The sequence below is a fragment of the Dysosmobacter sp. HCP28S3_G4 genome, assembly GCF_052065175.1.
Taxonomy (GTDB): domain Bacteria; phylum Bacillota; class Clostridia; order Oscillospirales; family Oscillospiraceae; genus Oscillibacter.
The window spans coordinates 1-21,871 of record NZ_JBQHUP010000043.1; the positions used below are offsets into that span (position 1 = coordinate 1).

Here is a 21,871-nt window from a genome sequence, read left to right on the forward strand (position 1 = left end):
GAAAAAGATCCGGCGGGCCCCGCCCGTAGGGCCCCCCCCCCCGACAATGGGATGTTTTGATTCTGAGATCACCGGGCCGCATCTCTGGGGCCGGGGAGGAAGGACTCGCCCGCCGCCGTCATGGCCAGCTGTCCGGCGGACAGCTCCGTCAGCCGGGGGGCGAACTGCTCCGCGCCGCCGCTGGGGAACGCCGCATGGAGAACGATGTCCGCGCCGTACTCCGCGTCCCGGACCACGCCGCCGCAGGACTCCACCGTCAGCTTCATCCGCTCGAACAGGGGATAGGTGCAGGAGATCTCCCACTCTGTCCACAGGCTCATACGGCAGATGCCGGCGGCGTCCAGAGCGTCCTTGGCGCCCTTGGCATAGGCCCGGGTCAGCCCCCCGGCCCCTAGCAGGATGCCGCCGAAGTACCGGGTCACCACGCAGCAGACGTTGGTGACCTCCTCCCGCTGGAACACGTTCAGCATGGGCTGGCCCGCCGTGCCTTGGGGCTCTCCGTCGTCGGAGTAACGCACCGGGCCGTCGTGGAGGAGGTAGCACCAGCAGTTGTGCCGGGCGTCGTAGTATTTCTTCTTCATCTCCTCGATCCGGGCCCGGGCCTCCTCCTCCGTCTCCACCCGCCAGATGTGGCTGATAAACCGGGACCGCTTCTCCGTAAACTCACTCTCCGCCGTCTCAAACGGCACGATGTACCCGCTCACGCCAGTCCTCCTCCGTCAGTAAGTAGTAATAGGTCTGCCGGAACTCCCGCATCAGGTCCACCTCCGTGGTCCGGGCGAACTGATAGCGGAAGCCGCATTTTTCCATGGTCCGCTTGGACCGCCAGTTTCCCGCGTAGTGGGCGCACCAGATCCGGCGCAGTCCCAGCTCTGTGAAGCCATACCGCAGCACCGCCTCCAGCGCCTCCGGCACCAATCCCCGGCCCCAGAAGGCGGCGCTGAGGGCGTAGCCGATCTCATCATCGGGACAGTCCGGCAACTCCCCGGCGGGGTGGCCGCCCACGAAGCCGATGGAGCCGATGACCTTGTGATTCTCCCGCAGCTCCATAGCGAAGACGCCGGACTGGGAGAACACCGTCCGGACGATGTCCCAGCTCTCGAAGTAGCTCTGATGGGCCGGCCATCCAGCAATGGGGCCCACCCGGGGGTCCCGGGCATAGGCGTAGACGTCGCAGGTGTCCTGAACGGTGAAGGGCCGCAGGATCATGCGGGGGGTATGGAGGATCACATCGTTGGACATGGGAATGCTCCTTGGTTGAATTTTTGCGGGAATTCTCCCCGCAGGGGTCGATGGTGCGCCCCGTCCCGGGGCGCGGGGGATGCCGGCGAAGGCCGGAGGCTTGCGGCTCCGCCGCGGGGCAAAACCTTTTTCCGTCAGGACGGGGGTGCCGGGAAAGCCCGGCAGCTTTGCGCCCCCCATTCTTTTTCTTCTTGAGAAAAAGAATGCGTCGCGCTCGGTGGAAGAAAAAGACGCTTGGGCGGCGGCATTTCAGGCTCCGCCTGAAACGCCTTTTTTCGCCTTTTACGGGAGCTATTAGGTGCTGACTTGAGGGCTTGCATCCACTCAACCGCGTATGGCAGTTGCGGAAACTGGGGGTGCTCCCGGATGCTCTCTACGCCTGTTTTGCTGCCGCAGTCCGGTGGTTGCGAAAGATTGTCAAAAGCGCTTCCGGAGACTCCCGCAACTGCCAGGGTGCGGCAGCAAAAAGAGAACGGCAGATCATCCGGGCGGGACCCCGACTTCCGCAGCTGCCATATTTAGTTGAATGGGCAAAAGCCCGCAGATTTCCGCCGGACCAAAACCCCCGTAACAGGCGCTGCGAGCGTTCCGGACGAAGTCCGGAATGCCGCCGCCAAGCCTTTTTCTCTTACACCATCAAAAGGCGCATTCTCTTTTTCCACGGAAAAAGAGAATGGGGGGTTTGAATCTACCGGGCTTCCCCGGCACTCCCGTGCCAACGGAAAAAAGTCCCGCCCTGCGACGGAGCCGCAAAGCTGCCGGGCTTCCCCGGCAGAACGCTCACATCTCGATGAACTCCGCCACCCGCCCCAGCACTTTGGGCGTGCACACCGCCACCACGTCCGTGGTCTCGGAGTAGCTGACGCTCTCCACCTTGGCCTCCCGGTACAGCATGTCCAGCAGGCCGCCCTTGTCGTAGGGGATGTGGAGCGTCACCCGGCGGGAGCCCTTGTCCAGCCGCTTGTCGATCTTCTCCAGCAGCTGGTCCACGCCCGCGCCGGTACGGGCGGAGATGGTGACGATGTCCTCGCCGTGGGGCATGATCTCGCCCACCGGCAGACAGTCGCACTTGTTGAACACGTTGATGCGGGGCAGCCGGTCCGCCCCCAGCTCCGTGATGAGGCTCTCCACCACCTGGGCCTGCTGCTGCCAGTCCGGATTGGACACGTCGATGACGTGGAGCAGCAGATCGGCGTACTCCAGTTCCTCCAGTGTGGCCTTGAAGGCCTCCACCAGCTGGTGGGGCAGCTTGCGGATGAAGCCCACGGTGTCGGAGATCACCACGTCCAGGGTGTCGCTGACGGTGAGCAGACGGCTGGTGGTGTCCAGGGTGTCGAACAGCCGGTTGTTGGCAGGGATGGCCGCGCCGGTGAGCTGATTCAGCAGCGTGGACTTGCCGGCGTTGGTGTAGCCCACGATGGCCACCACCGGAATCTCGTTCTTCCGGCGGCGCTCCCGCTGGGTGCCCCGGACCCGCCGGACCTCGTTCAGATCCGCCCGGAGCTTGTCGATCTTCTTGTGGATGAGACGGCGGTCCGTCTCCAGCTGGGTCTCGCCGGGGCCCTTGGAGCCGATGGCCCCCTGGCCGCTGGTGCCGCCCTGTCGCTCCAGATGGGTCCACATGCCCGTCAGACGGGGCAGCAGATACTGGTACTGGGCCAGTTCCACCTGAAGACGGCCCTCCTTCGTCCGGGCACGCTGGGCGAAGATGTCCAGGATCAGGCCGCAGCGGTCCAGCACCTGGACGCCCAGCAGATCCGTCAGTACCCGCTGCTGGGAGGGGGACAGGTCGTTGTCGAAGATGACCATGGTGGCCCCCACGTTCTCGCAGTAGAGCTGGATCTCCGCCACCTTTCCCTCACCCACGAAGGTCCGGGGGTCCGGGGACGCCCGATTCTGGAGGACGGTGCCCACGGTCTCGCCGCCGGCGGTCTCCACCAGGGCGGCCAGCTCCTCCATGGAGCCCTCGTCGGCGTTTTCGTCTCGTTTCAGCACCGGTGAGTTCAGTCCCACCAGTACGACTTTGTCTCTGACTTCCTGTGTTTCGCGCATAGGTTCTCCTTCAATTTATCAGACTTCCTGAGTGGTATAGGCCTCCACCACCTGGCCGATGTACATGCGGTGCCAGCCCTCACCCTGGTAGAATTTCTTCGGAGCCGGATTCGTCAGGTGTTCGCCGCCCATGTCCTGGGCGTACAGCTTTTTGCACACCAGCACCCACTGGCTCTCCGCCACATAGGGGGCGTCCCCGGCGCCGTAGCGGACGGTGAGGCCGCACTCCCTGAACTTGTCCACGTCACGGCCGCTCCTGGTGCCGCAGTAGGCCATGACGGTCCCCTTCTTCTCGGCGGGGAGGACGGACACGGTGAAGTAGTCGTGGGACTCCATGAACTGGTAGGTATACCGCCCCGGGCGGACATAGACGGTGCAGGCGGGCAGATTCCACATCCGGCCCAGGCCGCACCAGCCGATGGTCATGGTGTTGCACTTCTCCCGGTCTCCGGCAGTGAGAAGGGCGTTGTTGGTGCCGAACACGGAGAAGATCTCCGGCGTCAGCTTCTGAGGGTCCGCGGGATGCAGTTCCATAATGGCAGAACTCCTTTCAATTGAAACGATGCGGGGCAGCCGCAGAACGGACCGCTCGCCGCGATGGGAGCGTCAGGCCGCGTCAAGCTGCCCGGCGATTTTCATATGAGGACAGTATATTCGTTTTCCGGCAAAAAGTAAAGGAACCGGCGTGGAAATCTTCTCCTTTTCCGGTGGGCGGCCAGCCGGACAGACAAAAAACAACTCCGCAGGCGGCGTTTCCTGCGGAGTTGATCCGGCCGGACGGACAGTTCGTCCGCGTCTATTTGCTTTTGGCGGGGGCAACGTCTTCGGCGGGGCTGTTGGTCTTCTCCAGAAACGCGTCCACGAAGGCGTCTTCCATCTTTTTGTAGCTTCCCACGACGGTGTCCTCAATGGTTTTATACGCGCCGATGACGGTCTCGCCGATCTTTCCGGGCTTCAGTTTATATTCGCTCATAGTCTGTTTCCTCCTGTTGTCTGAACGGTGTTCTGATGGTCATGATCCGGTCGATGATGGGCATATCTTACGGCGGGATCGTTTGGAAATTGCTTGAAAATCGTTTGAGAATTGTTAAATGGAAAAATTCCGACAGTCAGGAACCGTCGCCGGCCATTATCCGGACAAAAACCGGAAAGCTGTCGGTTGATTTTTGCAACCGGTGTTGGGATAATAGAGGAAAATCCATGGAAATCGAGGTGCGCTATGAAAGCGGCGATTTATGAAGGCAAGCAGGCGGTCTCCATCCGGGAGGTGCCCACGCCGGTCTGCGGGGACAACGACGTTCTGCTCCAAAATCTGTATGCCAGCATCTGCGGCACAGATGTGGCGGTCTATACCCACGGCCCCGGCACCGGCCATAAGATCACAGTGGGCGGAGAGTTTGGCCACGAGGTGGTATCCCGGGTGGCCGCCGTGGGGAAAAACGTAAAGGACTTCCGGGTGGGGGACCGGGTCTACCCCTATCCGCTGCTGGTCACCGGAGACACCGGCCGCGCGGGGACCATCGGCGGTTTTTCCGAATACATCCTGGCGCCGGATCCGCAGCCCGGCAGACAGCTCTACAGGGTACCGGACAGCATCCCGGATCAGACGGCCTGCCTGATCGAGCCCTTTACCGTGGGGACCCGGGCGGCACGGCGCAGCCTTCCCAGGCAGGGCGAAAACGCCATCGTCTTCGGCGCCGGCACCATCGGTATTGCCGCAGCCATTGCCCTGAAGGAGTTCGGGTGCGGGCAGGTCATGGTGACGGACTTGTCCGATCTGCGGCTGGAAAAGGCGGCGGGGCTGGGCTTCGCCGTCTGCAACTCCGGAAAGGAGGACCTGAAGGTCAAAGCCATGGAGGTATTCGGAACGGCCCGGAGCCTTACCGGTGAGACTGCGGATGTGGACATCTACATCGATGCGGCGGGCGCTCCCGGACTGATCGAACGGTATCAGGGAATGGGCAAGATCATGAGCCGTCTGGTGGCAGTGGCCGTTCTGGCGGGCAAACGGCCCATCGATGTGCTGGCCATGACCTACGCCCAGCATGCCATCATCGGCAGCGGCGGCTACATGCCGGAGGATGTGGAGATGGTTCTGGGCATCATGGCGGAGGGAAAGTATGACATCGCCTCCATCATCACCCATGAGTTCCCCCACGAAAAACTGGCGGAGGCCATCGAGACCGCCGCTCAGATCGACAGAGCGATGAACGTGGTCATCAACTACGGGCTTTGAAACAAAAAAGGGCTGTCCAGATGGACAGCCTTCACAATGCCTCGCTTTTCTGCCTGCGCAGCGGGCCGAAAAGCTGCCGCTGCGCGGCGCAAACGCCTGCTGACACAGGCTTTTTGCAGGCATTCGATCCAACACGAGGGGGCTCCCGGGCACCGTTGCGGCTTTGCGATTCCCGGCCCCTTCTGGGCCGCCAATCGTGCCGCTTCCTCGAAACCGGCTCGCTTTTTCCGCCGCTGGCGGCGCTTCGCCAGTTTCCCCCTCGTACTCCCCCTGCAAAAAAGAACTCTTTTCCTTCAGACAGGGTTTTTCGACAAGCTGGAGGGCTGTCCGGATGGACAGCCCTTTTCCTGTATGCGGGTGTGCCGCTCAGTCGTGGATGCCGCGGGTCAGGGGGATCAGCATCAGCAGGACCACGATGCCGATCAGGCCGATGACGATGCCCAGGACCATTCTGCTGAACACCATGACCATGCACATGCCGACGCCCAGCAGCAGTGCGCCCAGCACGCCCACAGCGGCGGAGCCCAGGGTCTTGGCACTGATCCTGACGGGGGCCTTTCCCTCCATCTTGCGCCAGACCAGCAGGGTGATCAGCAGGACTGCCAGTCCGATGACGCCGCAGACGATGCCCTGCCGGAACAGATCCCACTCAGGGAGCATGCACATACACATGCCCAGCGCGAAAAACACGATGCCGATGGTGCCGAGGATCAGTGCGGCGAAGCTGCTCTTTTTCATAATGTCGTTCTCCTTGTTCATCATTTGTGGTTTTGCTGCCGTTCTTGTCAACAGAGCGTACTCTACACCTGGATTATTGACCTTTTGTTTGGGTATTGTTTGAAAATTATTAAAAGCGGAACCCGGACGGAAACGCGCTTTTGTCCGTCGTGCCCTCCAGGGAAGCCGGTTGACGTTTCTTCCAAAATCAGTTACTATAGCAGGGAATCGACACCATCAGATACTGGATAACGAAAGGATGACCCCATGAGCATTAAGGCTATTTTATTCGATTTGGACGGCACGCTCCTGCCGATGGATCAGGACCTGTTCATCAAAACCTATTTTCAGCTGCTTGCGGTGAAGCTGGCGCCTCACGGCTATGACCCGAAGCAGCTGGTGGACGCCGTCTGGGCCGGAACGGCCGCAATGGTCAAAAACAACGGCCATCAGAGCAACGAGGCTGCTTTCTGGGAGAAATTCACGGAGCTTTTCGGCCCGCAGGCGAAAGAGGACCTGCCGCTGTTTGAGGAGTTTTACCGGAAGGAATTCGCGGGGGCGAAGGCGGTCTGCGGCTTCAATCCGAAAGCCGCAGAAACGGTGGCGCAGATCAAGGAGAGGGGACTCCGTGTGGCCCTCGCCACCAATCCCATTTTCCCGGCGGTGGCCACGGAGAGCCGCATCCGCTGGGCCGGGCTGGAACCGGAGGATTTCGAACTGTATACCACCTATGAGAACGCACGGTACTGCAAGCCCAACCTCAGCTATTACAGAGATATCGCGGAGCAGCTGGGTCTCGCACCGGAGGAGTGCCTGATGGTGGGAAACGACGTGACGGAGGACATGGCCGCCCAGACACTGGGCATGCAGGTATTTCTGCTGACCGACTGCCTGATCAATGCCGGACAGAAGGACATTTCGGTCTATCCCAACGGCGGATTCCCGGAGCTGCAAGCCCTGATCCGCACCCTGTAAAATATGAAACGCAGGCGACACCTGTCATTCGCTGACAGATGCCGCCTGCGTTTGCGTCCATTCAGTGGTAAATGCGGATGGAAGCGTATCTCTGGAATATTTCCAGTGCAAATGCAAACAAAAAGTTGGGTCTGTCTCAAATTCTGTGTAAACACCGAAATGCGGTGCAAATAGAGCAAAATATATTCAAGGTGGAAGTGGTGCAAGCTGCTGCCTTGTTTTCAAAATAACAGTAGATCGTGGGCATGTCAAGGGCGGGGGCGCCAGCCCCCGTTCATCTTGATCCTTGACATGCCGGTATGCAGCAGGTTATTCCGGCATGCGATCAGCAAAAAATACTGCCAGCTGAGCATGAATCATGCTCCAATCCTGTCTCCGGCCAGTCCATTTCTTTGTGATATCAATCATGGCCAGATACAGCATTTTCAGTAGGCTGTCATCGGTGGGGAACACGGATTTTGCCTTGGTCACCTTCCGAAGCTGATGGTTGAAGCCCTCGATGGTGTTGGTCGTATAGATCAGACGGCGAACCTCTTGGGGATCGATGACATCTTAAGAGGCGGAGTCGATATCAATAATGAGGGAAAGTTTGTCATTTCGGGAGAAAAAGCTGCAAGACTCCTTAGAGATACAATCCGGCTGCACCTCGATGCCGCAGTCGAAACGATAATAAATAAAAACGCCGCCCCGACAGAAGAGCCGAAGCGGTGAAAATAGAAAGGAAGGTATGCCACTGTGGAAAACGTAAAAACCGCTGAAACCTACTACACCGTAAAAGAAGCTGCGGAGATCCTGAAAACGAACACCTCGTCTATATATCAACTTGTGAAGACTGGGCGCCTGAGAGCTGCCCGCATTGGTAAGCGGTCAATCCGTATCCCCGCAAGCTCCTTTGACGCTCTCCTGTCCCCTGCGCCTGCACCGGCACCCGCAAAACCAACTCGCCGTATTATCACCAAGATCGTATAATCCCCCATATCCTTATGTGCGCTTTGGGCGGTGCTGCATAAGGAGGACGCGATGAAAAACACACTATACACAGCAACTGTAAGGTTGCCTGACGGAACACGCAAATGGGTACGAGCAAAAACGAAGGAGGAACTGGAGCAGAAGAAGGCAGAACTCCTCGTTCAAATCGGAGCCGGTCTGGATGTGCTGGATGACTCCACATTCGGTCAGTTTGCCGCGATATGGCTGAACACCTATAAGCGACCCTATCTGCGGGAGAAGTCACTCCAGGCCATTGAGAACGCCTTGAACAACCATATCCTCCCTTACCTGGATGCCGTTCCTCTGAAGAAGGTCACGCCGATACAGGTCCAGCTTATCATGGCCACACTGTCCGGCAAAAGCAAGTCGCTGAACAATCAGGTCATTCAGACTCTGCGGAACGTCTTTGATGCCGCCGTGGACAACAATCTCCTGCTGAAGTCCCCGGTCCCTAACAGTCTCCGGGTCGGCGGAATCCCTGCAAAAGAAAAAACGGCGCTGACTCCTGAGCAGAGCCAGCGCCTCCTCGACGCCGTGAATGGGACGAGAGCATATCTGTTTTGCCTGATCGCCTTGCAGACGGGAATGCGTCGCGGCGAGATCTGCGGCATAATGTGGTCGGACATCGACTTCCAGAACCGGATCATTCATGTGCGGCATAACGCGATCTTGAAGGACGGGATCACCACAGTGAGTGAGAACCTGAAAACCGCTTGCGCTGAACGTGACCTCCCGATACCGGACCTGCTATACTCTGCGTTGAGAGAAGTCTACAGGAGCACGAAGAGCGTCTATGTCGTTCCAGGAACAAAGGGAGCGCCGATGACCAAGAGCAGCTTCAAACGGATGATGGACATCATCGACAGCAGGACCGCCACCTCGGCGGATGAACTTGGCACCACGGTACGGAATACCAAGATTGTGCGGACCCTCGACTTCCCGGTTACCGCTCATCAGCTCCGGCACACCTATATCACCCGCCTGCTTGAGAGCGGCCTGGACATCAAGGAGATCCAGTACCTCGCCGGTCATTCCACTGTGGACATGACGCTCCGGGTGTACACGCATTACCAAAAGGAGAGCAGACAGGCAGAAACCGCGAAAAGGGTCAAAGCAGCCTTCGGAACCGATGTCACAGAGGTGCAACAACGGCAGAAAGCATGACATTCCGAACACGCGCGGCAAAAAAGAGCGAACACCTTGTGCCGCAATGGTTTAGCGGAGCCTCTGGATTCTGTTGCACCTGTTGCACCTACTCGCTGTTTGGACAGCATCCGCAAAAAACAAAAACCCCTCAAAGCCTTGCGGCTCTAAGGGATTTTTGGTACGCCGTGAGGGATTCGAACCCCCGGCCTTCTGGTCCGTAGCCAGACGCTCTATCCAGCTGAGCTAACGGCGCGTCCATACAGCAACAAAAAATGTTGTCAGGTAAAAAGCTTGAAAGCATTGATATACCTGGGTTTGATTATCGAGAGGCTAATCAGCGAGCGGGATATGTGTATGTTATATCCAATATTGGCGCTTTTGGCGAAAACATTTATAAAATTGGGATGACGCGACGTTTAGAGCCTCAAGATAGAGTTGATGAGTTAGGCGGGGCGTCTGTCCCATTTCGCTTTGATGTTCATGCGTTAATATTCTCCAATGATGCTCCTGCGTTAGAAGCAGCATTGCATAGAGCATTTGAAACCAAAAGAGTTATTGGAACTAAATCCTTGTATGATAAATGAAGGAGGGGAAATAAGAATGGGTATGTTTGGCTCAAAAGAAGAAAAAATAAGATGTTTTGAGGAAAACGTTTCCAGCCAAGGTGGGAGCATTTGTGAATACTTCGGAGATTTTAGCAAGGACTTGAGTGGTATTGACTTTCAAATTAATATATTTTTGAAGGAACATCCAAATTATAAAATTACTACAATGACATCGGCTATTGGTCCCCTTGGCGCAAGTGTTCTTTGCGTGTTTGAAAGGAAAGATATAGATAAGACTTTGCTTGGGCAAGCATCAACTGCTAATCTGTCACCCGCATTATCAACTACAAAGTCTCCCTCTTACTATGACGAATCCGTTTCATATCCAGAATCAAGTGGTGAAGATAGTGCAAAGGAGTCGATTTACTCAACAGCGATAGCATTGATGGAAATTGCAGAGGATTCATCAGACATTCAAAAAGCTATTGACCTTCTAGATTGTATTGATAATTATAAAGATGCAATAGAATTGAAAGAAGAACTCCGTAAAAAAATAGAATCCTATTAGTTTATTTGAAGTATCTTAATTAAAACCAGCGCCCTAGAATCATTTTTATTCCTGAGAGGTATAAGTACCCTCGTAACGGATTGCAAGCGATTCTAGGGCGTAATTTAATGATTAGATATCGTATTCCAATAGGAAAGCACGATGTTAGATGGATATAAGCGGCTACAAGACTATTCGTAAAGGTATACCTTGTCGAACACCTTGATATTCCCTCTCATTGACGTTCGTAAAATATAAAATTTATTTTACAAATATGTTCGTAAATATATTGACTTTTACGAACTATTCTGCTAGAATACGAACAGATAGAACAGAGGGGGCCATGATTATGGAAAACCGTACTTACTATTATGCAAGAGTCAGCAGCAAGGAACAAAACCTTGACCGCCAGATTGCCGCTTTCAAGTCTTTAGGAGCACAGGAGCGGGAGATCATCACCGACAAGGAAAGCGGTAAGGACTTAGACCGTGCTGGCTATCAGGCCCTTAAAAATGCAATACTGCGGCGTGGTGATACGCTGGTTATCAAGTCTTTAGATAGACTGAGTAGAAATAAGAGCGATATCAAGAATGAGCTGCAATTTTTTAAAGATAATGGAATCCGCCTAAAAGTCATTGACCTCCCTACAACCATGATGGAATTGCCAGAGGGACAGGAATGGGTCTTTGAGATGGTCAACAACATCTTAATTGAGGTTTTGGGGACTATTGCCGAACAAGAGAGAGCCAATATCAGGCAGCGTCAGGCCGAAGGTATCGAAGCCGCAAAGGCTAACGGCAAGAAATTAGGACGCCCTGCACTCGTTTTCCCTGCAAATTGGAATGAGGTCTATACCTCTTGGCAAGCCGGGGAAATCACCGCAAAGACTGCTATGGAGCAGACAGGAACGAAGAGAACCAGTTTTTATAAATTAGTGGGTATGATGGAAAATAAGGGTTGAGGAAGGAGCGGTATTGTGCTGGCTATCATATTGGCTGTAATTGTTATCTTTATAATCGTAAGGCTATTCAAAGCAGATAAACAGCAAGGCAAGCCGAAACAAAGCGGTGATACTATCCCCAAGACAAGCACAACAATTCGTTGCCCAAACTGCGGGAGCCCTGCCAAGCTTCATGGGAAGCAATGGGAATGTGGCTGGTGTGGAGATTATGGATATCTCCGTTAAAAGACTAGCTTTTTATGAGAATACCAAGTATAATAAACCGTGGGAAACAGGATAAAATCTGACTGATATCCAGAGAATAAACTTTATCCCAAATCATATGGCAAAAAATATCCCAGCGGTGTCCACGTTAACATGGGCCTGCTGGGATTTGTTTATGCGGCGGCGGAGGTATCATACGGCTTTACAGGTTAAATGCAGCAGCGTATTTTTCGGTGGCGTTTCGCATTTGCTGCAAATCCGCCTTGGCATAGAAATTCAGCGTTGTACTTGCATCAGCGTGTCCCAATATTTCCTGCACGCTTTTCACATCTGCACCCTGAGCAAGCAGTAACGTAGCACAGGAATGGCGCAGATCATGCGGGGAGAGGTCAGGGAAGCCGTTATTTTTCATGAACCGTTTAACGCGGCGAGTGATGGCGTTAGGGTCACGGGGTGAGAATATATCTCCATCTTTAGGAAATATAAATGCTTCTTCCAATATGGCGTTGGGATGCTGACGCTGGGTTTCTTCTTTTAACCGTTGGAGCAGCTGCATGGTGCTCGGTATAACTGGAATCGTGCGAATGCTGTTGATGGTCTTAGGCGTATTAACGAGGACGCCACTTTCCGGCGTATAAGTGACATTGCGCTCTATGCAGATTGTCCCGGCGGCTTCATTCACGTCCTTCCATTTCAGGCCCATGCACTCACCACGGCGAATTCCTGTTGTAACCAGCAGGCAAAGAATACAGCGAAAATCAAGCGGGCAAGCAGGAAGAATCCGGAAAAACTGAACCGCTTGCTCCTGCGTGAGAGCATCAACCGGATGCTTCTCTTTTTTGGGCGCATCTACCTTCTGCATAGGATTTTTAGCGATTATCTCCTGGTCTTCCGCATAATTAAAAATCAGATTTAAAGTGTTGTATTGATGATGGACTGTTTTCGCCGTCAAAGGCCCTCCGTTTTTACCTTTGTACTCCGTTCTGAGGTACACCAGATACTTTTGAATATCCAGTGCCGTGATTTCCTGGAGCACACGGCCATGGAAATAGGAATTGATGAGCTTGACCATGCTCAGATAGAAAGCAACTGTTTTGGGCTTTCTGTTATTTCCGCGTACCTGAAGCGGAAACCATACGTCATTCACGAAAGAGGTAAAATCGTCGTGGCGTTTCTCTGGTGGAATGGAATATGCCTGTCCCTGGGATTTTGCTTCCATCTCCGCCTGATAATCCGCTTTGATCTCCTGCTCCCATACATCCGCCGCGCGTTCAGCAGCTTTACGGGCCTTTGCGGGTGTCATTCCTTCTGGCGGCGTCCAGGTCATAAACCGGCGTATCTGCTTCTTCTGCGCATCCCTGCCCAAGCAGACAATGAAGCGGTAAGAGACCGTTTTCCCGTTCTTTTTGTTCTCACTGATTGTTGCCATTGATAACACCTTTCTTTCCGGTGCATCAATGTTTTCAGCCCTTTTTCCAGCTGTGTGCACTTTTTTGTGCACTTTCTGCTGCCAACATCACAATTCTATTCATTACTGATAAAAGAAAAAGTCTTGAAACCATTGTAGTTTCAAGACTTTTTTTTGGTACGCCGTGAGGGATTCGAACCCCCGGCCTTCTGGTCCGTAGCCAGACGCTCTATCCAGCTGAGCTAACGGCGCATGTCTGATGTCCTCCAGACAGCTTAATCATAATAGCACGTCTTTCCGGAAAATGCAAGAGTTTTTTTCACAAATTTTTCTTTTTTTCATCCGGTGGAAAAATCGGAAAAAAGATGCCCCGCCCGGCCGTGTAGACCCGTTATAACCTGCACCTTTACGGACAGGTGGGTCGCCTGCGATGCGCTTTATCGCTTCCAACTTCCAGCCGCAGAAGGCAGCCGGGAGGCCTGCGAACCACACACCGAACCAGCGTCCCGTATAACGAAATGTGGGTTAAAAAAAGATCTATCACGAACCGCGCAGGGTACCATACTAAGATAGCACAGCTTCCGCTGCTTTGCAATCGGGAAAACGGATTTTTTTGCGGAGCCTTTACGTCCCGCGGACGCTCACTCCCCGTCCTCCTCGTCGTCGTACAGTTCTTCCATGAAAGCCTCGTAGGCGGCCTGGAGCTCCTCGTCCGTGTCGCAGGTGGAGAGCAGGTCCTCGCCGTTCTCATGGATGACCTTCATGATGATCAGGCCGCTGTCCGGATCCTCCAGCGCCTCGTCGTCCTCACTCTCCGTGGGGAAGAAGGCCTGATATTCCGTGCCGTTCAGCTCCAGGGCACCGATGAATTCCAGAGTCAGTTCCTCACCATCCTCAGAGGTGACAGTAATAAAGGTGGGGCCGAATTCGTCGCTCATAAGACCTCCCTGCGCCAGCAGGCGCCTTTCAAAGAATCTGACCGGCCGCGGGAACCGTTCAGCGCGGCTCTCCGTTTCCGATGGTGCTATTTTACCCGCTCTGCCGGGAAAATGCAAGGCCGGATTCCATCCAAAATCTGCGAAACTGATTCGTTCAGGGGACGGAAAAACGTATACGATAAGGAAAAACAACGGAATCAGAAACTTTTTTAAGAGAAAAATAACATTTTAAAAGTTGACAGGCCGTGTTACAATAAAAGTTACTATGGAATGCTATGGACATTCGGCGCAGCCCTGCGGCGCCGGTCCTTCCAAATCTCAGAAAAGGAGGTGCCCTGTCAGTGGAACACGGAAGACGAGAACTGCCCGAGGAGCGTACGCCCCGCCGGAATTCCGGACAGCATCAGAGCACCAAGAGAAAGAAAAGGAAGCGGGGCTTCGGCATCGGCTTCATCCTCTTTACCATCCTGCTCATCGGCGTGCTGACCTGCGGCATGATCGCCGGTATCTTCATGCAGTATGTGAAGACCACCCTGTCCCCCAGCCTGAATGTGGACACCAATGACTACACCATGGACGAGTCCTCCATCATCTACTATCAGGACAAGGACAGCGGGGAGTGGATCGAGCTCCAGACGCTCCACGATAAGGAAAACCGCATCATGAAGAAGTATGCGGACTTCCCTGAGGAGCTGTGGCAGGCGGCGGTGGCCATCGAGGACCAGCGCTTCTTCCAGCACAACGGCGTGGACTGGAGGCGCACCATCGGCGCCACGGTGAACATGTTCACCCACGCCTCCAACACCTACGGCGGGTCCACCATTACCCAGCAGCTGCTGAAGAACCTGACGGGGGACAACGAGGGCACCGTCAAGCGGAAGGTCACGGAGATCTTCCGGGCATTGGAGTTTGAGAAGAAGTACTCCAAGGAGACCATCCTGGAGATGTATCTCAATGCCATCTATCTGGGCAAGGGCTGCTACGGCGTCCAGACGGCGGCCCAGTACTACTTCGGCAAGGACGTGGAGGAGCTGGATCTGGCGGAGTGCGCCTGCCTCATCGCCATCACCAACAACCCGTCCATGTACGGGCCGTTCTCCACCATCACGGTCAAGACCAAAAACGGCGACAAGACCCCAAGAGAGCTGAATAAGCAGCGCCAGGAACTGATTCTGGACAAAATGGCCGACGAGAAGACGGGCCTGTGCTTCATCACCCAGGAGGAGGCCGACGCCGCCAAGGCGGAGGAACTTCACTTTGTGGAGCGCACCACCACCGCCGACAAGGCCCTGGCGGAGAGCGTCAACGACGGACAGACCGCCTCCGGCTACCAGTCCTGGTTCGTGGATCAGGTCCGCACCGATGTCACCAACGATCTGGCGGAGGCCCTGGGCATCTCCACTTCGGAGGCGGAGTGGAAGATCCTCCACGGCGGCTGCAAGATCTACACCACCATCGACCCGGAGATCCAGGCCATCGCCGAGGACGTCTATGAGAACGACTACGTGGACGTCACCTCCGGCACCGGCCAGAAGCTGAAATCCGCCATCACCATCGTGGACGTCACCAACGGCAACGTGGTGGCCATGGTGGGCGACATGCGGCCCAAGCAGGGCGACATGCTGTTCAACTACGCCACGGACCCCAGCCAGCAGTGCGGCTCGGCCATCAAGCCCGTGTCGGTGTACGCCCCTGCGCTGGATGCCAATGTCATCACTCCGGCCACCATCTTTGACAACTATCCCGTCCGGATGCTGAATGACAACCCCTGGCCCCGGAACACCCCCTCCGGCTACAGCGGCATGGTGACGCTGTCCACCGCCATCGCCAAGTCCATCAACACCGTGGCGGTGCGGACGGTGGAGAAGCTGGGCGTGGACAACTCCTTCCGGTTCATGACAGAGAACCTGGGCTTCACCACCCTGGTCTCTGCGGAGGAGGACGCCGTCTACAATGATCTGAACAGCAGCTCCCTGGGCATGGGCGGTCTCACCTACGGCGTCACCACCGAGGAGATGGCCGCGGCCTACGCCGCCTTCGCCAACGACGGCGTCTACAACTCCCCCCGTCTCTATGTGAAGGTGACGGACAACAAGGGCGAGGTGCTGCTGGACAATGAGGCCGAGACCCACGTGGCCATGAAGGAGACCACCGCCTACTTCATGAACAAGTTCCTCCAGGGCGTCGTCTCCTCCGGCACCGCCACCTCCGCCAGCTTCGGCGGCATGGCCATCGCCGGCAAGACCGGTACCACCAGCACCAACTACGACCAGTATTTCGTGGGCTACACGCCCTATTACAGCGCGGCGGTGTGGACCGGCTACCGGAACAACGAGAAGATCGTCTATTCCGGCAAACCCGCCATCACCATGTGGAAGAAGGTCATGAGCCGCATCCACGAGGATCTGGAGTACAAGTCCTTCAGCAAGCCCTCCAGCGGCATCACCACCATCCGAGTCTGCGCCGACAGCGGCATGCTGCCCGGAGAGAACTGCAATCTGGATCTGCGGGGGAGCCGGGTCATCTCCGTGGAGATCGCCACCGGCACCGGTCCCACCGAGGTCTGCACCATGCACGAGCTGCGGGATTACTGTACCGAGGGCCAGTGTTTGGCCGGCGAGTTCTGCCCGGAGGAGAGCGTGGAGCAGCATGCGTTCCTGAACTATACCCGGGAGAACTTCGGCGAGAACGTGGTGGCCGATGACAATGCCTACCTCATCAGCACGCTGGAGGCCATCGAGGCCTGTCCCGTCCACACGGAAGCAATCGAGCCGGACCCCGAGGATCCGGAGTTCCCCGTCGATCCGGAGAATCCGGGCGGCGGTACGCTGCCCGTCACCGGCGAAGAGCCGGGGACGCCTGTCACCCCGCCCTCTGGCGGTGACACCGGCGGAGGAGACCATGGCGGCGGTACGTCTTCCGGCGGCGATACCGGCACCGCCGAGCCCACGGAACCCGGCGGCAACTGGTATGACAGCCTCTGGGGGAATCATGTTCCCGCGGAGCCATAAACGCACAGCTCAGGCCGGCGGACACAGCTTGTGTCCGCCGGCTTTTTCTGCCGCAAGAGATTGTGTTTCAGAGGGGCGGACTCGTCATTTTGCCTACGGCGGACGAGAAAACCGGGGAAAGATTCCCCTCTTTCCACAAAAGTTTTTTCCCATTTTTGGTTGCAAGCCACGGACATTTGTGTTACTATAAACGACATACGAAGGACAGATGACCGTGGGAGGCGGACCAAATGAGCAGAGAGGTCAAATATTACATCGTTGCCGCGGACGCCCTGCCGGAGGTTTTCATCAAGGTGGCGGAAGCCAAACGGATGATGCAGACCGGCGAGGCGGCCACCGTTGGAGCGGCCACCCGCATGGCGGGGATCAGCCGGAGCGCATTTTACAAGTACAAGGACTCCGTCCAGCCGTTCAACGACATGAAGGCGGAGCATATCATCACGTTTTACGGGATGCTGAAGGACAATACCGGCGTGCTGTCCCGGGTGCTGAGCGTGTTTGCCGCATCCGGCGCCAATATCCTGACCATCAACCAGAGCATTCCCACCAACGGCTGCGCGGCAGTGACCATCTCCGCCGAGACCAGCGATATGGCGGAGAGTCTGGAGGCCCTGCTGGCTGAGGCAGAGGCCGTGGAGGGTGTCGTGAAGTTCGAGGTGACTTCGGCCTGATAGGGGATGCGCCCCTGAGACGGAGCGTGGAACGGATAGAAAAAGGAGAGAGATATGATCAAGATCGCGATTCTGGGCCTGGGCACCGTGGGAACGGGCGTGGCCAAAGTCATTGGCGAGAACGCCAAGCAGATCGAGCGGAAGCTGGGAGAGCCCCTTCAGGTGAAGACCATTCTGGTCCGCCACTTCAAGGACGGCCCCTATCGCCAGTTGATGACTGATGATTTCAGGAAGATCGAGGAAGATGATGAGATCCGGGTGGTGGTGGAGACCATCGGCGGCGTGGACGCGGCCTATGAGTACACCAAGCGGGCCCTGAGCGCCGGCAAGCACGTGGTCACCGCCAACAAGCAGCTGGTGGCGGAGAAGGGCTGCGAGCTGCTGGCCCTGGCGGCGAAGAAGAACGTCCGGTATCTGTTCGAGGCCAGCGTGGGCGGCGGCATCCCCGTGCTGCATCCCATCCGGGAGTGCCTGGCGGCCAACCGCATTGAGGAGATCTACGGCATCCTCAACGGCACCACCAACTACATCCTGACCCGCATGGTCCGCACCGGCGCCTTCTTTACCGATGCCCTGCGGGAGGCCCAGGCCAAGGGTTACGCCGAGGCGGATCCCTCCGCCGACATCCACGGCACCGACGCCGGACGGAAGATCTGCATTCTGGCGGATCTGGCCTTCGGCCATCAGGTGCTGCCGGAGAGCGTGCCCATGGAGGGCATCTCCAAGCTGTCCCTCCGGGACGTGAAGATCGCGGAGCGGGCGGGCTACCGCATCAAGCTGCTGGGCCGGACCCTCCGGATGCCTGGCGGCGGCCGGACGGCCTATGTGGCGCCCCATCTGGTGCCGGAGGACCATCCCCTGGCCAATGTGGAGGACGTGTTCAACGCCATCGTGGTCCGGGGCAACGCCACCGGCGAGGTGATGTTCTACGGCAAGGGCGCAGGCGAGATGCCCACCGCCTCCGCCTGCGTCTCCGATGTGATGGAGGCCGTGGGCCATTCCGCCGTCCATGAGGAGAACCTGCCCTGGACGGAGGACAGTTCGGGCTTTGTGGACCCCCAGGAGCTCCACACCCGGTTCTATTTCCGCATTGAAGGCAGCCTCACCGACGCGGCCATGGCCTTCGGCCAGGTGGAGGTCCTCAGCGAGGACGGCGAAACCGCCTTCCTGACGAACCGCATCAGCGGCACCGCAGCGACAGAGCAGTCCGACAGGCTGAACGTGCTGGCCTGCATGCGGGTGATGGAATGAGAGAGATAAGGCATTGCCTTTCCAAGACCAATCTGAGATAAAGAGGGAAACACTATGAGTTTGATCGTACAGAAATTCGGCGGTTCCTCCGTGCGGGATGCCCAGCGGGTGAAGAACGTGGCCGGCATCATCGCGGAGACCTACCTCCAGGGCAATGACGTCATCGTGGTCCTGTCCGCCCAGGGCGACACCACCGACGACCTCATCGCCAAGGCGGAGGAGATCAATCCCCACGCCTCCAAGCGGGAGATGGACATGCTCCTGTCCACCGGCGAGCAGATCTCCGTGGCGCTGTGCGCCATGGCGCTGGAGGCCATGGGCCTGCCCTGCGTGTCCCTGAACGCCTGGCAGGTGGGCATCCAGTCCACCTCCGTCCATTCCGACGCCCGGATCAAGAAGATCGATTCCGAGCGCATCCAGGCGGAGCTGGATCAGCACCACATCGTCATCGTCACCGGCTTTCAGGGCGTGGACCGCAACGGCGATATCACCACGCTGGGCCGCGGCGGCTCCGACACCAGTGCCGTGGCGCTGGCGGCGGCCTTCAAGGCGGACCGCTGCCAGATCTACACCGACGTGGACGGCGTGTACACCACCGATCCCCGCATCGTCTCCAACGCCCGGAAGCTCCAGGAGATCACCTATGATGAGATGCTGGAGCTGGCCAGCCAGGGCGCCCAGGTGCTGCACAACCGCAGCGTGGAGCTGGCGAAAAAATTTCATGTCAATCTGGAAGTTCTGTCCAGCCTCGAGAAGAAGCCGGGCACTATCGTTAAGGAGGTCACCAAAGTGGAAAAGACAAATATCGCAGGTGTGGCAAAGGACACCAGCATCGCCCGTATCGCGCTCGTCGGCCTGCAGCACAATCCCGGGGTCGCATTCCAGGTCTTCGACCTGCTGAGCAAGAGCAACATCAACGTGGACGTGATCCTGCAGTCCATTGGACGCGAGGACACCAAGGACATCACCTTCACCGTCCACAAGAAGGACATGGCCGAGGCGGAGCAGATCCTCAACGAGCACAAGTCCGCTCTGAAGTTCGACCACCTGGAGGACGACGACAAGATCGGCAAGGTCTCCATCGTGGGCGCCGGTCTCATGAGCAACTGCGGCGTGGCCGCCAAGATGTTCGAGGCCCTCTATGAGGCGGGCATCAACATCCAGATGATCAACACCTCTGAGATCCGCGTCTCCGTCCTGCTGGACGAGGAGGACGTGAACAAGGCGGTAAAGGCCATCCACGCCAAGTTTTTCGACGAGGTCTGATCCCCTTCTGAAGACGAAACAGCGCCCCGGCCGACATAGACGGCCGGGGCGTTCCGCGTGTGCGGAGAACGGGAATGAAAAAGAGGACCGCCCGCCGGGCAGTCCTCTTTGCTGTTCAGTTCTTCAGGCTGTGGAGCGGCGCGGGGATGCGTCCGCCCCGGGCCACGAAGGCCGCACTGGACTCGGGATGCACCGGCATCACCGGGGCGGAGCCCAGCAGGCCGCCCATCTCCACGCTGTCGCCCACGGTCTTGCCGGGGGCGGGGATGACGCGGACGGCGGTGGTCTTGTTGTTCACCATGCCGATGGCCGCCTCGTCGGCGATGATGGCGGAGATGGTCTCGGCGGGGGTGTCGCCGGGGACGGCGATCATGTCCAGACCCACGGAGCAGACGCAGGTCATGGCCTCCAGCTTGTCCAGGCACAGGGTGCCGGACTGGGCGGCGGCGATCATGCCCTCGTCCTCACTGACGGGAATGAAGGCGCCGGAGAGACCGCCCACGCTGGAGGAGGCCATGACGCCGCCCTTCTTCACGGCGTCGTTCAGCAGGGCCAGGGCAGCGGTGGTGCCGTGGGTGCCGCAGGTCTCCAGACCCATCTCCTCCAGGATGCGGGCCACGCTGTCGCCCACGGCGGGGGTGGGGGCCAGGGACAGGTCCACGATGCCGAAGGGGGTGTCCAGCCGGCGGGAGGCCTCCTGGGCCACCAGCTGGCCCATGCGGGTCACCCGGAAGGCGGTCTTTTTGATGGTCTCCGCCACTACGTCGAAGGGCTGGCCCTTGACGCTCTGGAGAGCGTGGTGCACCACGCCGGGGCCGGAGACACCCACGTTGATGACCTTCTCCGCCTCGCCCACGCCGTGGAAGGCGCCGGCCATGAAGGGGTTGTCCTCCACGGCGTTGCAGAACACCACCAGCTTGGCGCAGCCCAGGCCGTCCCGGTCGGCGGTGGCGGCGGCAGTCTCCTTGACGATGCGGCCCATGAGGGCCACGGCGTCCATGTTAATGCCCGCCCGGGTGGAGCCCACGTTGATGGAGGAGCAGACGAAGTCCGTGCTGGCCAGGGCCTCGGGGATGGAGCGGATGAGCCGCTCGTCGGCCTTGGTCATGCCCTTCTGCACCAGGGCGGAGTAGCCGCCGATGAAGTTGACGCCGCAGGTCTTGGCGGCCCGGTCCATGGTGACGGCGAAGGGGGCGTAGTCCTCGGTGTTGCTGGCGGCGGCCACCAGGGACATGGGGGTGACGGAGATGCGCTTGTTGACGATGGGGATGCCGAACTCCCGCTCGATGTCCTGGCCGGTCTTTACCAGCTTCTCGGCATAGCGGGTGATCTTGTTGTAAATTTTGTCGCAGGCTCGTTTGGGGTCCTCGTCGCAGCAGCTCAGCAGGGAGATGCCCATGGTGATGGTCCGGATGTCCAGATGCTGCTGGTCGATCATCTCAATGGTGGAGAGAATGTCCTTTTGTGTAAGCATAGAAACCTCCGAAAGAGATAGGAGATAGAAGATAGGAGATAGGAGATGCGAATTAGGAATTAGGAGTTAGGAATTAGGAATTCGCCTGTCCGGCTCTGCCGGACAAAACTGCCGGACCGGGAAGGGGGTCCCGGGGGGTTACACCCGTTTTCCCCCCGTATTTTTTGCCGGGGGCGAAATATAATTGCTGGGGGCGGGTAACCCACCGTGACCCCTATTTTTACAGACACGTCAAAA

21 protein-coding genes, 2 tRNA genes, 1 other RNA gene and 2 pseudogenes are annotated in these 21,871 nt (G+C 57.5%); 13 read left to right on the top strand and 13 right to left on the bottom strand.

Translation table 11 applies throughout. From position 1 onward, the window contains the following. Nucleotides 1-68: 68 nt before the first annotated feature. From ACTNBU_RS09950 to ACTNBU_RS09970, 5 genes are all read right to left on the bottom strand, one after another. The gene (locus ACTNBU_RS09950; protein ID WP_441033505.1) at nt 69-704 is read right to left on the bottom strand and encodes a YigZ family protein; all 636 of its coding nucleotides are present in this window, start codon (nt 702-704) and stop codon (nt 69-71) included. After that, on the bottom strand, nt 679-1,242 hold the full coding sequence (locus ACTNBU_RS09955) for a GNAT family N-acetyltransferase (RefSeq protein ID WP_441033507.1): 564 nt from the start codon (nt 1,240-1,242) through the stop codon (nt 679-681). Before ACTNBU_RS09955 ends, ACTNBU_RS09950 begins: the two co-directional genes overlap by 26 nt. Nucleotides 1,243-2,022: 780 nt before the next feature. Next, the gene (gene hflX / locus ACTNBU_RS09960; RefSeq protein ID WP_441033510.1) at nt 2,023-3,294 is read right to left on the bottom strand and encodes a GTPase HflX; all 1,272 of its coding nucleotides are present in this window, start codon (nt 3,292-3,294) and stop codon (nt 2,023-2,025) included. Between the two features lie 18 nt (nt 3,295-3,312). Beyond that, nucleotides 3,313-3,828 (bottom strand): flavin reductase family protein, encoded by a 516-nt coding sequence (locus ACTNBU_RS09965; protein ID WP_441033513.1) that lies wholly within the window; start codon nt 3,826-3,828, stop codon nt 3,313-3,315. A gap of 262 nt (nt 3,829-4,090) precedes the next feature. After that, nucleotides 4,091-4,267 carry a hypothetical protein gene (locus ACTNBU_RS09970; RefSeq protein WP_441033516.1) on the bottom strand — a complete coding sequence of 59 codons (177 nt, stop codon included), beginning with the start codon at nt 4,265-4,267 and terminating at the stop codon, nt 4,091-4,093. Between the two features lie 35 nt (nt 4,268-4,302). On the opposite strand from ACTNBU_RS09970, the gene ACTNBU_RS09975 reads away from it, so the two are divergent. Then, nucleotides 4,303-4,533 carry a hypothetical protein gene (locus ACTNBU_RS09975; protein WP_441033519.1) on the top strand — a complete coding sequence of 77 codons (231 nt, stop codon included), beginning with the start codon at nt 4,303-4,305 and terminating at the stop codon, nt 4,531-4,533. Continuing rightward, nucleotides 4,514-5,530, top strand: coding sequence for a zinc-dependent alcohol dehydrogenase (locus ACTNBU_RS09980; protein WP_441033522.1), 1,017 nt, complete (start codon nt 4,514-4,516; stop codon nt 5,528-5,530). The genes ACTNBU_RS09975 and ACTNBU_RS09980 overlap by 20 nt, the downstream gene beginning before the upstream one ends. A gap of 366 nt (nt 5,531-5,896) precedes the next feature. Here ACTNBU_RS09980 and ACTNBU_RS09985 read toward each other — a convergent pair whose 3' ends face one another. After that, nucleotides 5,897-6,268: a hypothetical protein gene (locus tag ACTNBU_RS09985; RefSeq protein ID WP_441033525.1), complete on the bottom strand. Its 372-nt coding sequence runs from the start codon at nt 6,266-6,268 to the stop codon at nt 5,897-5,899. Between the two features lie 246 nt (nt 6,269-6,514). Between ACTNBU_RS09985 and ACTNBU_RS09990 the strand changes: the two genes are divergently transcribed. Beyond that, entirely contained in the window at nt 6,515-7,222 is a 708-nt protein-coding gene (locus tag ACTNBU_RS09990) for an HAD family hydrolase (protein ID WP_441033527.1), read from the top strand. Between the two features lie 309 nt (nt 7,223-7,531). Here the strand turns inward: ACTNBU_RS09990 and ACTNBU_RS09995 are convergent. After that, nucleotides 7,532-7,762, bottom strand: a pseudogene (locus tag ACTNBU_RS09995) (transposase); the annotation flags it as partial. On the opposite strand from ACTNBU_RS09995, the gene ACTNBU_RS10000 reads away from it, so the two are divergent. Genes ACTNBU_RS10000 through ACTNBU_RS10010 form a run of 3 tightly spaced genes read left to right on the top strand, consistent with a single transcriptional unit; the run spans nt 7,706 to nt 9,376 of the window. Then, nucleotides 7,706-7,933, top strand: coding sequence for a hypothetical protein (locus tag ACTNBU_RS10000; RefSeq protein ID WP_441033530.1), 228 nt, complete (start codon nt 7,706-7,708; stop codon nt 7,931-7,933). The pseudogene ACTNBU_RS09995 and the gene ACTNBU_RS10000 overlap by 57 nt on opposite strands. A 24-nt stretch (nt 7,934-7,957) precedes the next feature. Beyond that, a complete protein-coding gene (locus ACTNBU_RS10005) occupies nt 7,958-8,191 on the top strand; it encodes a helix-turn-helix domain-containing protein (protein WP_441033533.1) in 234 nt (77 codons plus the stop codon). Nucleotides 8,192-8,242: 51 nt separating this feature from the next. Further along, nucleotides 8,243-9,376 carry a tyrosine-type recombinase/integrase gene (locus ACTNBU_RS10010; protein ID WP_441033536.1) on the top strand — a complete coding sequence of 378 codons (1,134 nt, stop codon included), beginning with the start codon at nt 8,243-8,245 and terminating at the stop codon, nt 9,374-9,376. A gap of 158 nt (nt 9,377-9,534) precedes the next feature. Here ACTNBU_RS10010 and ACTNBU_RS10015 read toward each other — a convergent pair. Continuing rightward, nucleotides 9,535-9,611 (bottom strand) — tRNA-Arg (locus tag ACTNBU_RS10015). Nucleotides 9,612-9,681: 70 nt separating this feature from the next. On the opposite strand from ACTNBU_RS10015, the pseudogene ACTNBU_RS10020 reads away from it, so the two are divergent. The 3 genes and pseudogenes from ACTNBU_RS10020 to ACTNBU_RS10030 all read left to right on the top strand — a co-directional run. Next, nucleotides 9,682-9,912, top strand: a pseudogene (locus ACTNBU_RS10020) (GIY-YIG nuclease family protein); the annotation flags it as partial. 46 nt (nt 9,913-9,958) lie between these two features. Continuing rightward, complete coding sequence (locus tag ACTNBU_RS10025; RefSeq protein ID WP_441033538.1) at nt 9,959-10,471, top strand: hypothetical protein; 513 nt, start codon at nt 9,959-9,961, stop codon at nt 10,469-10,471. Between the two features lie 328 nt (nt 10,472-10,799). Continuing rightward, a complete protein-coding gene (locus ACTNBU_RS10030) occupies nt 10,800-11,411 on the top strand; it encodes a recombinase family protein (protein WP_441033541.1) in 612 nt (203 codons plus the stop codon). Nucleotides 11,412-11,817: 406 nt separating this feature from the next. Here the strand turns inward: ACTNBU_RS10030 and ACTNBU_RS10035 are convergent, their stop codons facing one another. The 4 genes from ACTNBU_RS10035 to ACTNBU_RS10050 all read right to left on the bottom strand — a co-directional run bounded on the left by ACTNBU_RS10035 (nt 11,818) and on the right by ACTNBU_RS10050 (nt 13,961). Continuing rightward, nucleotides 11,818-13,044, bottom strand: a complete 1,227-nt coding sequence (locus ACTNBU_RS10035) for a tyrosine-type recombinase/integrase (RefSeq protein ID WP_441033544.1) — start codon at nt 13,042-13,044, stop codon at nt 11,818-11,820. 154 nt (nt 13,045-13,198) lie between these two features. Further along, nucleotides 13,199-13,275, bottom strand: a tRNA-Arg gene (locus tag ACTNBU_RS10040). Between the two features lie 111 nt (nt 13,276-13,386). Further along, nucleotides 13,387-13,584, bottom strand: a non-coding RNA gene (gene ssrS, locus ACTNBU_RS10045) — 6S RNA. A gap of 80 nt (nt 13,585-13,664) precedes the next feature. Then, complete coding sequence (locus ACTNBU_RS10050) at nt 13,665-13,961, bottom strand: DUF1292 domain-containing protein (RefSeq protein WP_441033546.1); 297 nt, start codon at nt 13,959-13,961, stop codon at nt 13,665-13,667. A gap of 341 nt (nt 13,962-14,302) precedes the next feature. On the opposite strand from ACTNBU_RS10050, the gene ACTNBU_RS10055 reads away from it, so the two are divergent. From ACTNBU_RS10055 to ACTNBU_RS10070, 4 genes are all read left to right on the top strand, one after another. Continuing rightward, nucleotides 14,303-16,972: a transglycosylase domain-containing protein gene (locus ACTNBU_RS10055; RefSeq protein WP_441033549.1), complete on the top strand. Its 2,670-nt coding sequence runs from the start codon at nt 14,303-14,305 to the stop codon at nt 16,970-16,972. A 230-nt stretch (nt 16,973-17,202) separates the two neighbouring features. Continuing rightward, nucleotides 17,203-17,643 carry an ACT domain-containing protein gene (locus tag ACTNBU_RS10060; RefSeq protein ID WP_441033552.1) on the top strand — a complete coding sequence of 147 codons (441 nt, stop codon included), beginning with the start codon at nt 17,203-17,205 and terminating at the stop codon, nt 17,641-17,643. Between the two features lie 54 nt (nt 17,644-17,697). After that, nucleotides 17,698-18,894 carry a homoserine dehydrogenase gene (locus ACTNBU_RS10065; protein ID WP_441033555.1) on the top strand — a complete coding sequence of 399 codons (1,197 nt, stop codon included), beginning with the start codon at nt 17,698-17,700 and terminating at the stop codon, nt 18,892-18,894. A 54-nt stretch (nt 18,895-18,948) separates the two neighbouring features. Beyond that, nucleotides 18,949-20,160, top strand: a complete 1,212-nt coding sequence (locus ACTNBU_RS10070) for an aspartate kinase (protein WP_441033558.1) — start codon at nt 18,949-18,951, stop codon at nt 20,158-20,160. Nucleotides 20,161-20,275: 115 nt separating this feature from the next. Here the strand turns inward: ACTNBU_RS10070 and ACTNBU_RS10075 are convergent, their stop codons facing one another. After that, a complete protein-coding gene (locus ACTNBU_RS10075) occupies nt 20,276-21,634 on the bottom strand; it encodes a PFL family protein (RefSeq protein ID WP_441033561.1) in 1,359 nt (452 codons plus the stop codon). Between the last annotated feature and the right edge of the window lie 237 nt (nt 21,635-21,871).

Bases quoted from the DNA above. Each gene is read 5' to 3' on its own strand.
- ACTNBU_RS09955 (WP_441033507.1), bottom strand. From the start codon at position 1,242: ATGTCCAACGATGTGATCCTCCATACCCCCCGCATGATCCTGCGGCCC.
- hflX (WP_441033510.1), bottom strand. From the start codon at position 3,294: ATGCGCGAAACACAGGAAGTCAGAGACAAAGTCGTACTGGTGGGACTG.
- ACTNBU_RS09965 (WP_441033513.1), bottom strand. From the start codon at position 3,828: ATGGAACTGCATCCCGCGGACCCTCAGAAGCTGACGCCGGAGATCTTC.
- ACTNBU_RS09970 (WP_441033516.1), bottom strand. From the start codon at position 4,267: ATGAGCGAATATAAACTGAAGCCCGGAAAGATCGGCGAGACCGTCATC.
- ACTNBU_RS09975 (WP_441033519.1), top strand. From the start codon at position 4,303: ATGGTCATGATCCGGTCGATGATGGGCATATCTTACGGCGGGATCGTT.
- ACTNBU_RS09980 (WP_441033522.1), top strand. From the start codon at position 4,514: ATGAAAGCGGCGATTTATGAAGGCAAGCAGGCGGTCTCCATCCGGGAG.
- ACTNBU_RS09985 (WP_441033525.1), bottom strand. From the start codon at position 6,268: ATGAAAAAGAGCAGCTTCGCCGCACTGATCCTCGGCACCATCGGCATC.
- ACTNBU_RS09990 (WP_441033527.1), top strand. From the start codon at position 6,515: ATGAGCATTAAGGCTATTTTATTCGATTTGGACGGCACGCTCCTGCCG.
- ACTNBU_RS10000 (WP_441033530.1), top strand. From the start codon at position 7,706: ATGGTTGAAGCCCTCGATGGTGTTGGTCGTATAGATCAGACGGCGAAC.
- ACTNBU_RS10010 (WP_441033536.1), top strand. From the start codon at position 8,243: ATGAAAAACACACTATACACAGCAACTGTAAGGTTGCCTGACGGAACA.
- ACTNBU_RS10025 (WP_441033538.1), top strand. From the start codon at position 9,959: ATGGGTATGTTTGGCTCAAAAGAAGAAAAAATAAGATGTTTTGAGGAA.
- ACTNBU_RS10030 (WP_441033541.1), top strand. From the start codon at position 10,800: ATGGAAAACCGTACTTACTATTATGCAAGAGTCAGCAGCAAGGAACAA.
- ACTNBU_RS10035 (WP_441033544.1), bottom strand. From the start codon at position 13,044: ATGGCAACAATCAGTGAGAACAAAAAGAACGGGAAAACGGTCTCTTAC.
- ACTNBU_RS10050 (WP_441033546.1), bottom strand. From the start codon at position 13,961: ATGAGCGACGAATTCGGCCCCACCTTTATTACTGTCACCTCTGAGGAT.
- ACTNBU_RS10060 (WP_441033552.1), top strand. From the start codon at position 17,203: ATGAGCAGAGAGGTCAAATATTACATCGTTGCCGCGGACGCCCTGCCG.
- ACTNBU_RS10065 (WP_441033555.1), top strand. From the start codon at position 17,698: ATGATCAAGATCGCGATTCTGGGCCTGGGCACCGTGGGAACGGGCGTG.
- ACTNBU_RS10070 (WP_441033558.1), top strand. From the start codon at position 18,949: ATGAGTTTGATCGTACAGAAATTCGGCGGTTCCTCCGTGCGGGATGCC.
- ACTNBU_RS10075 (WP_441033561.1), bottom strand. From the start codon at position 21,634: ATGCTTACACAAAAGGACATTCTCTCCACCATTGAGATGATCGACCAG.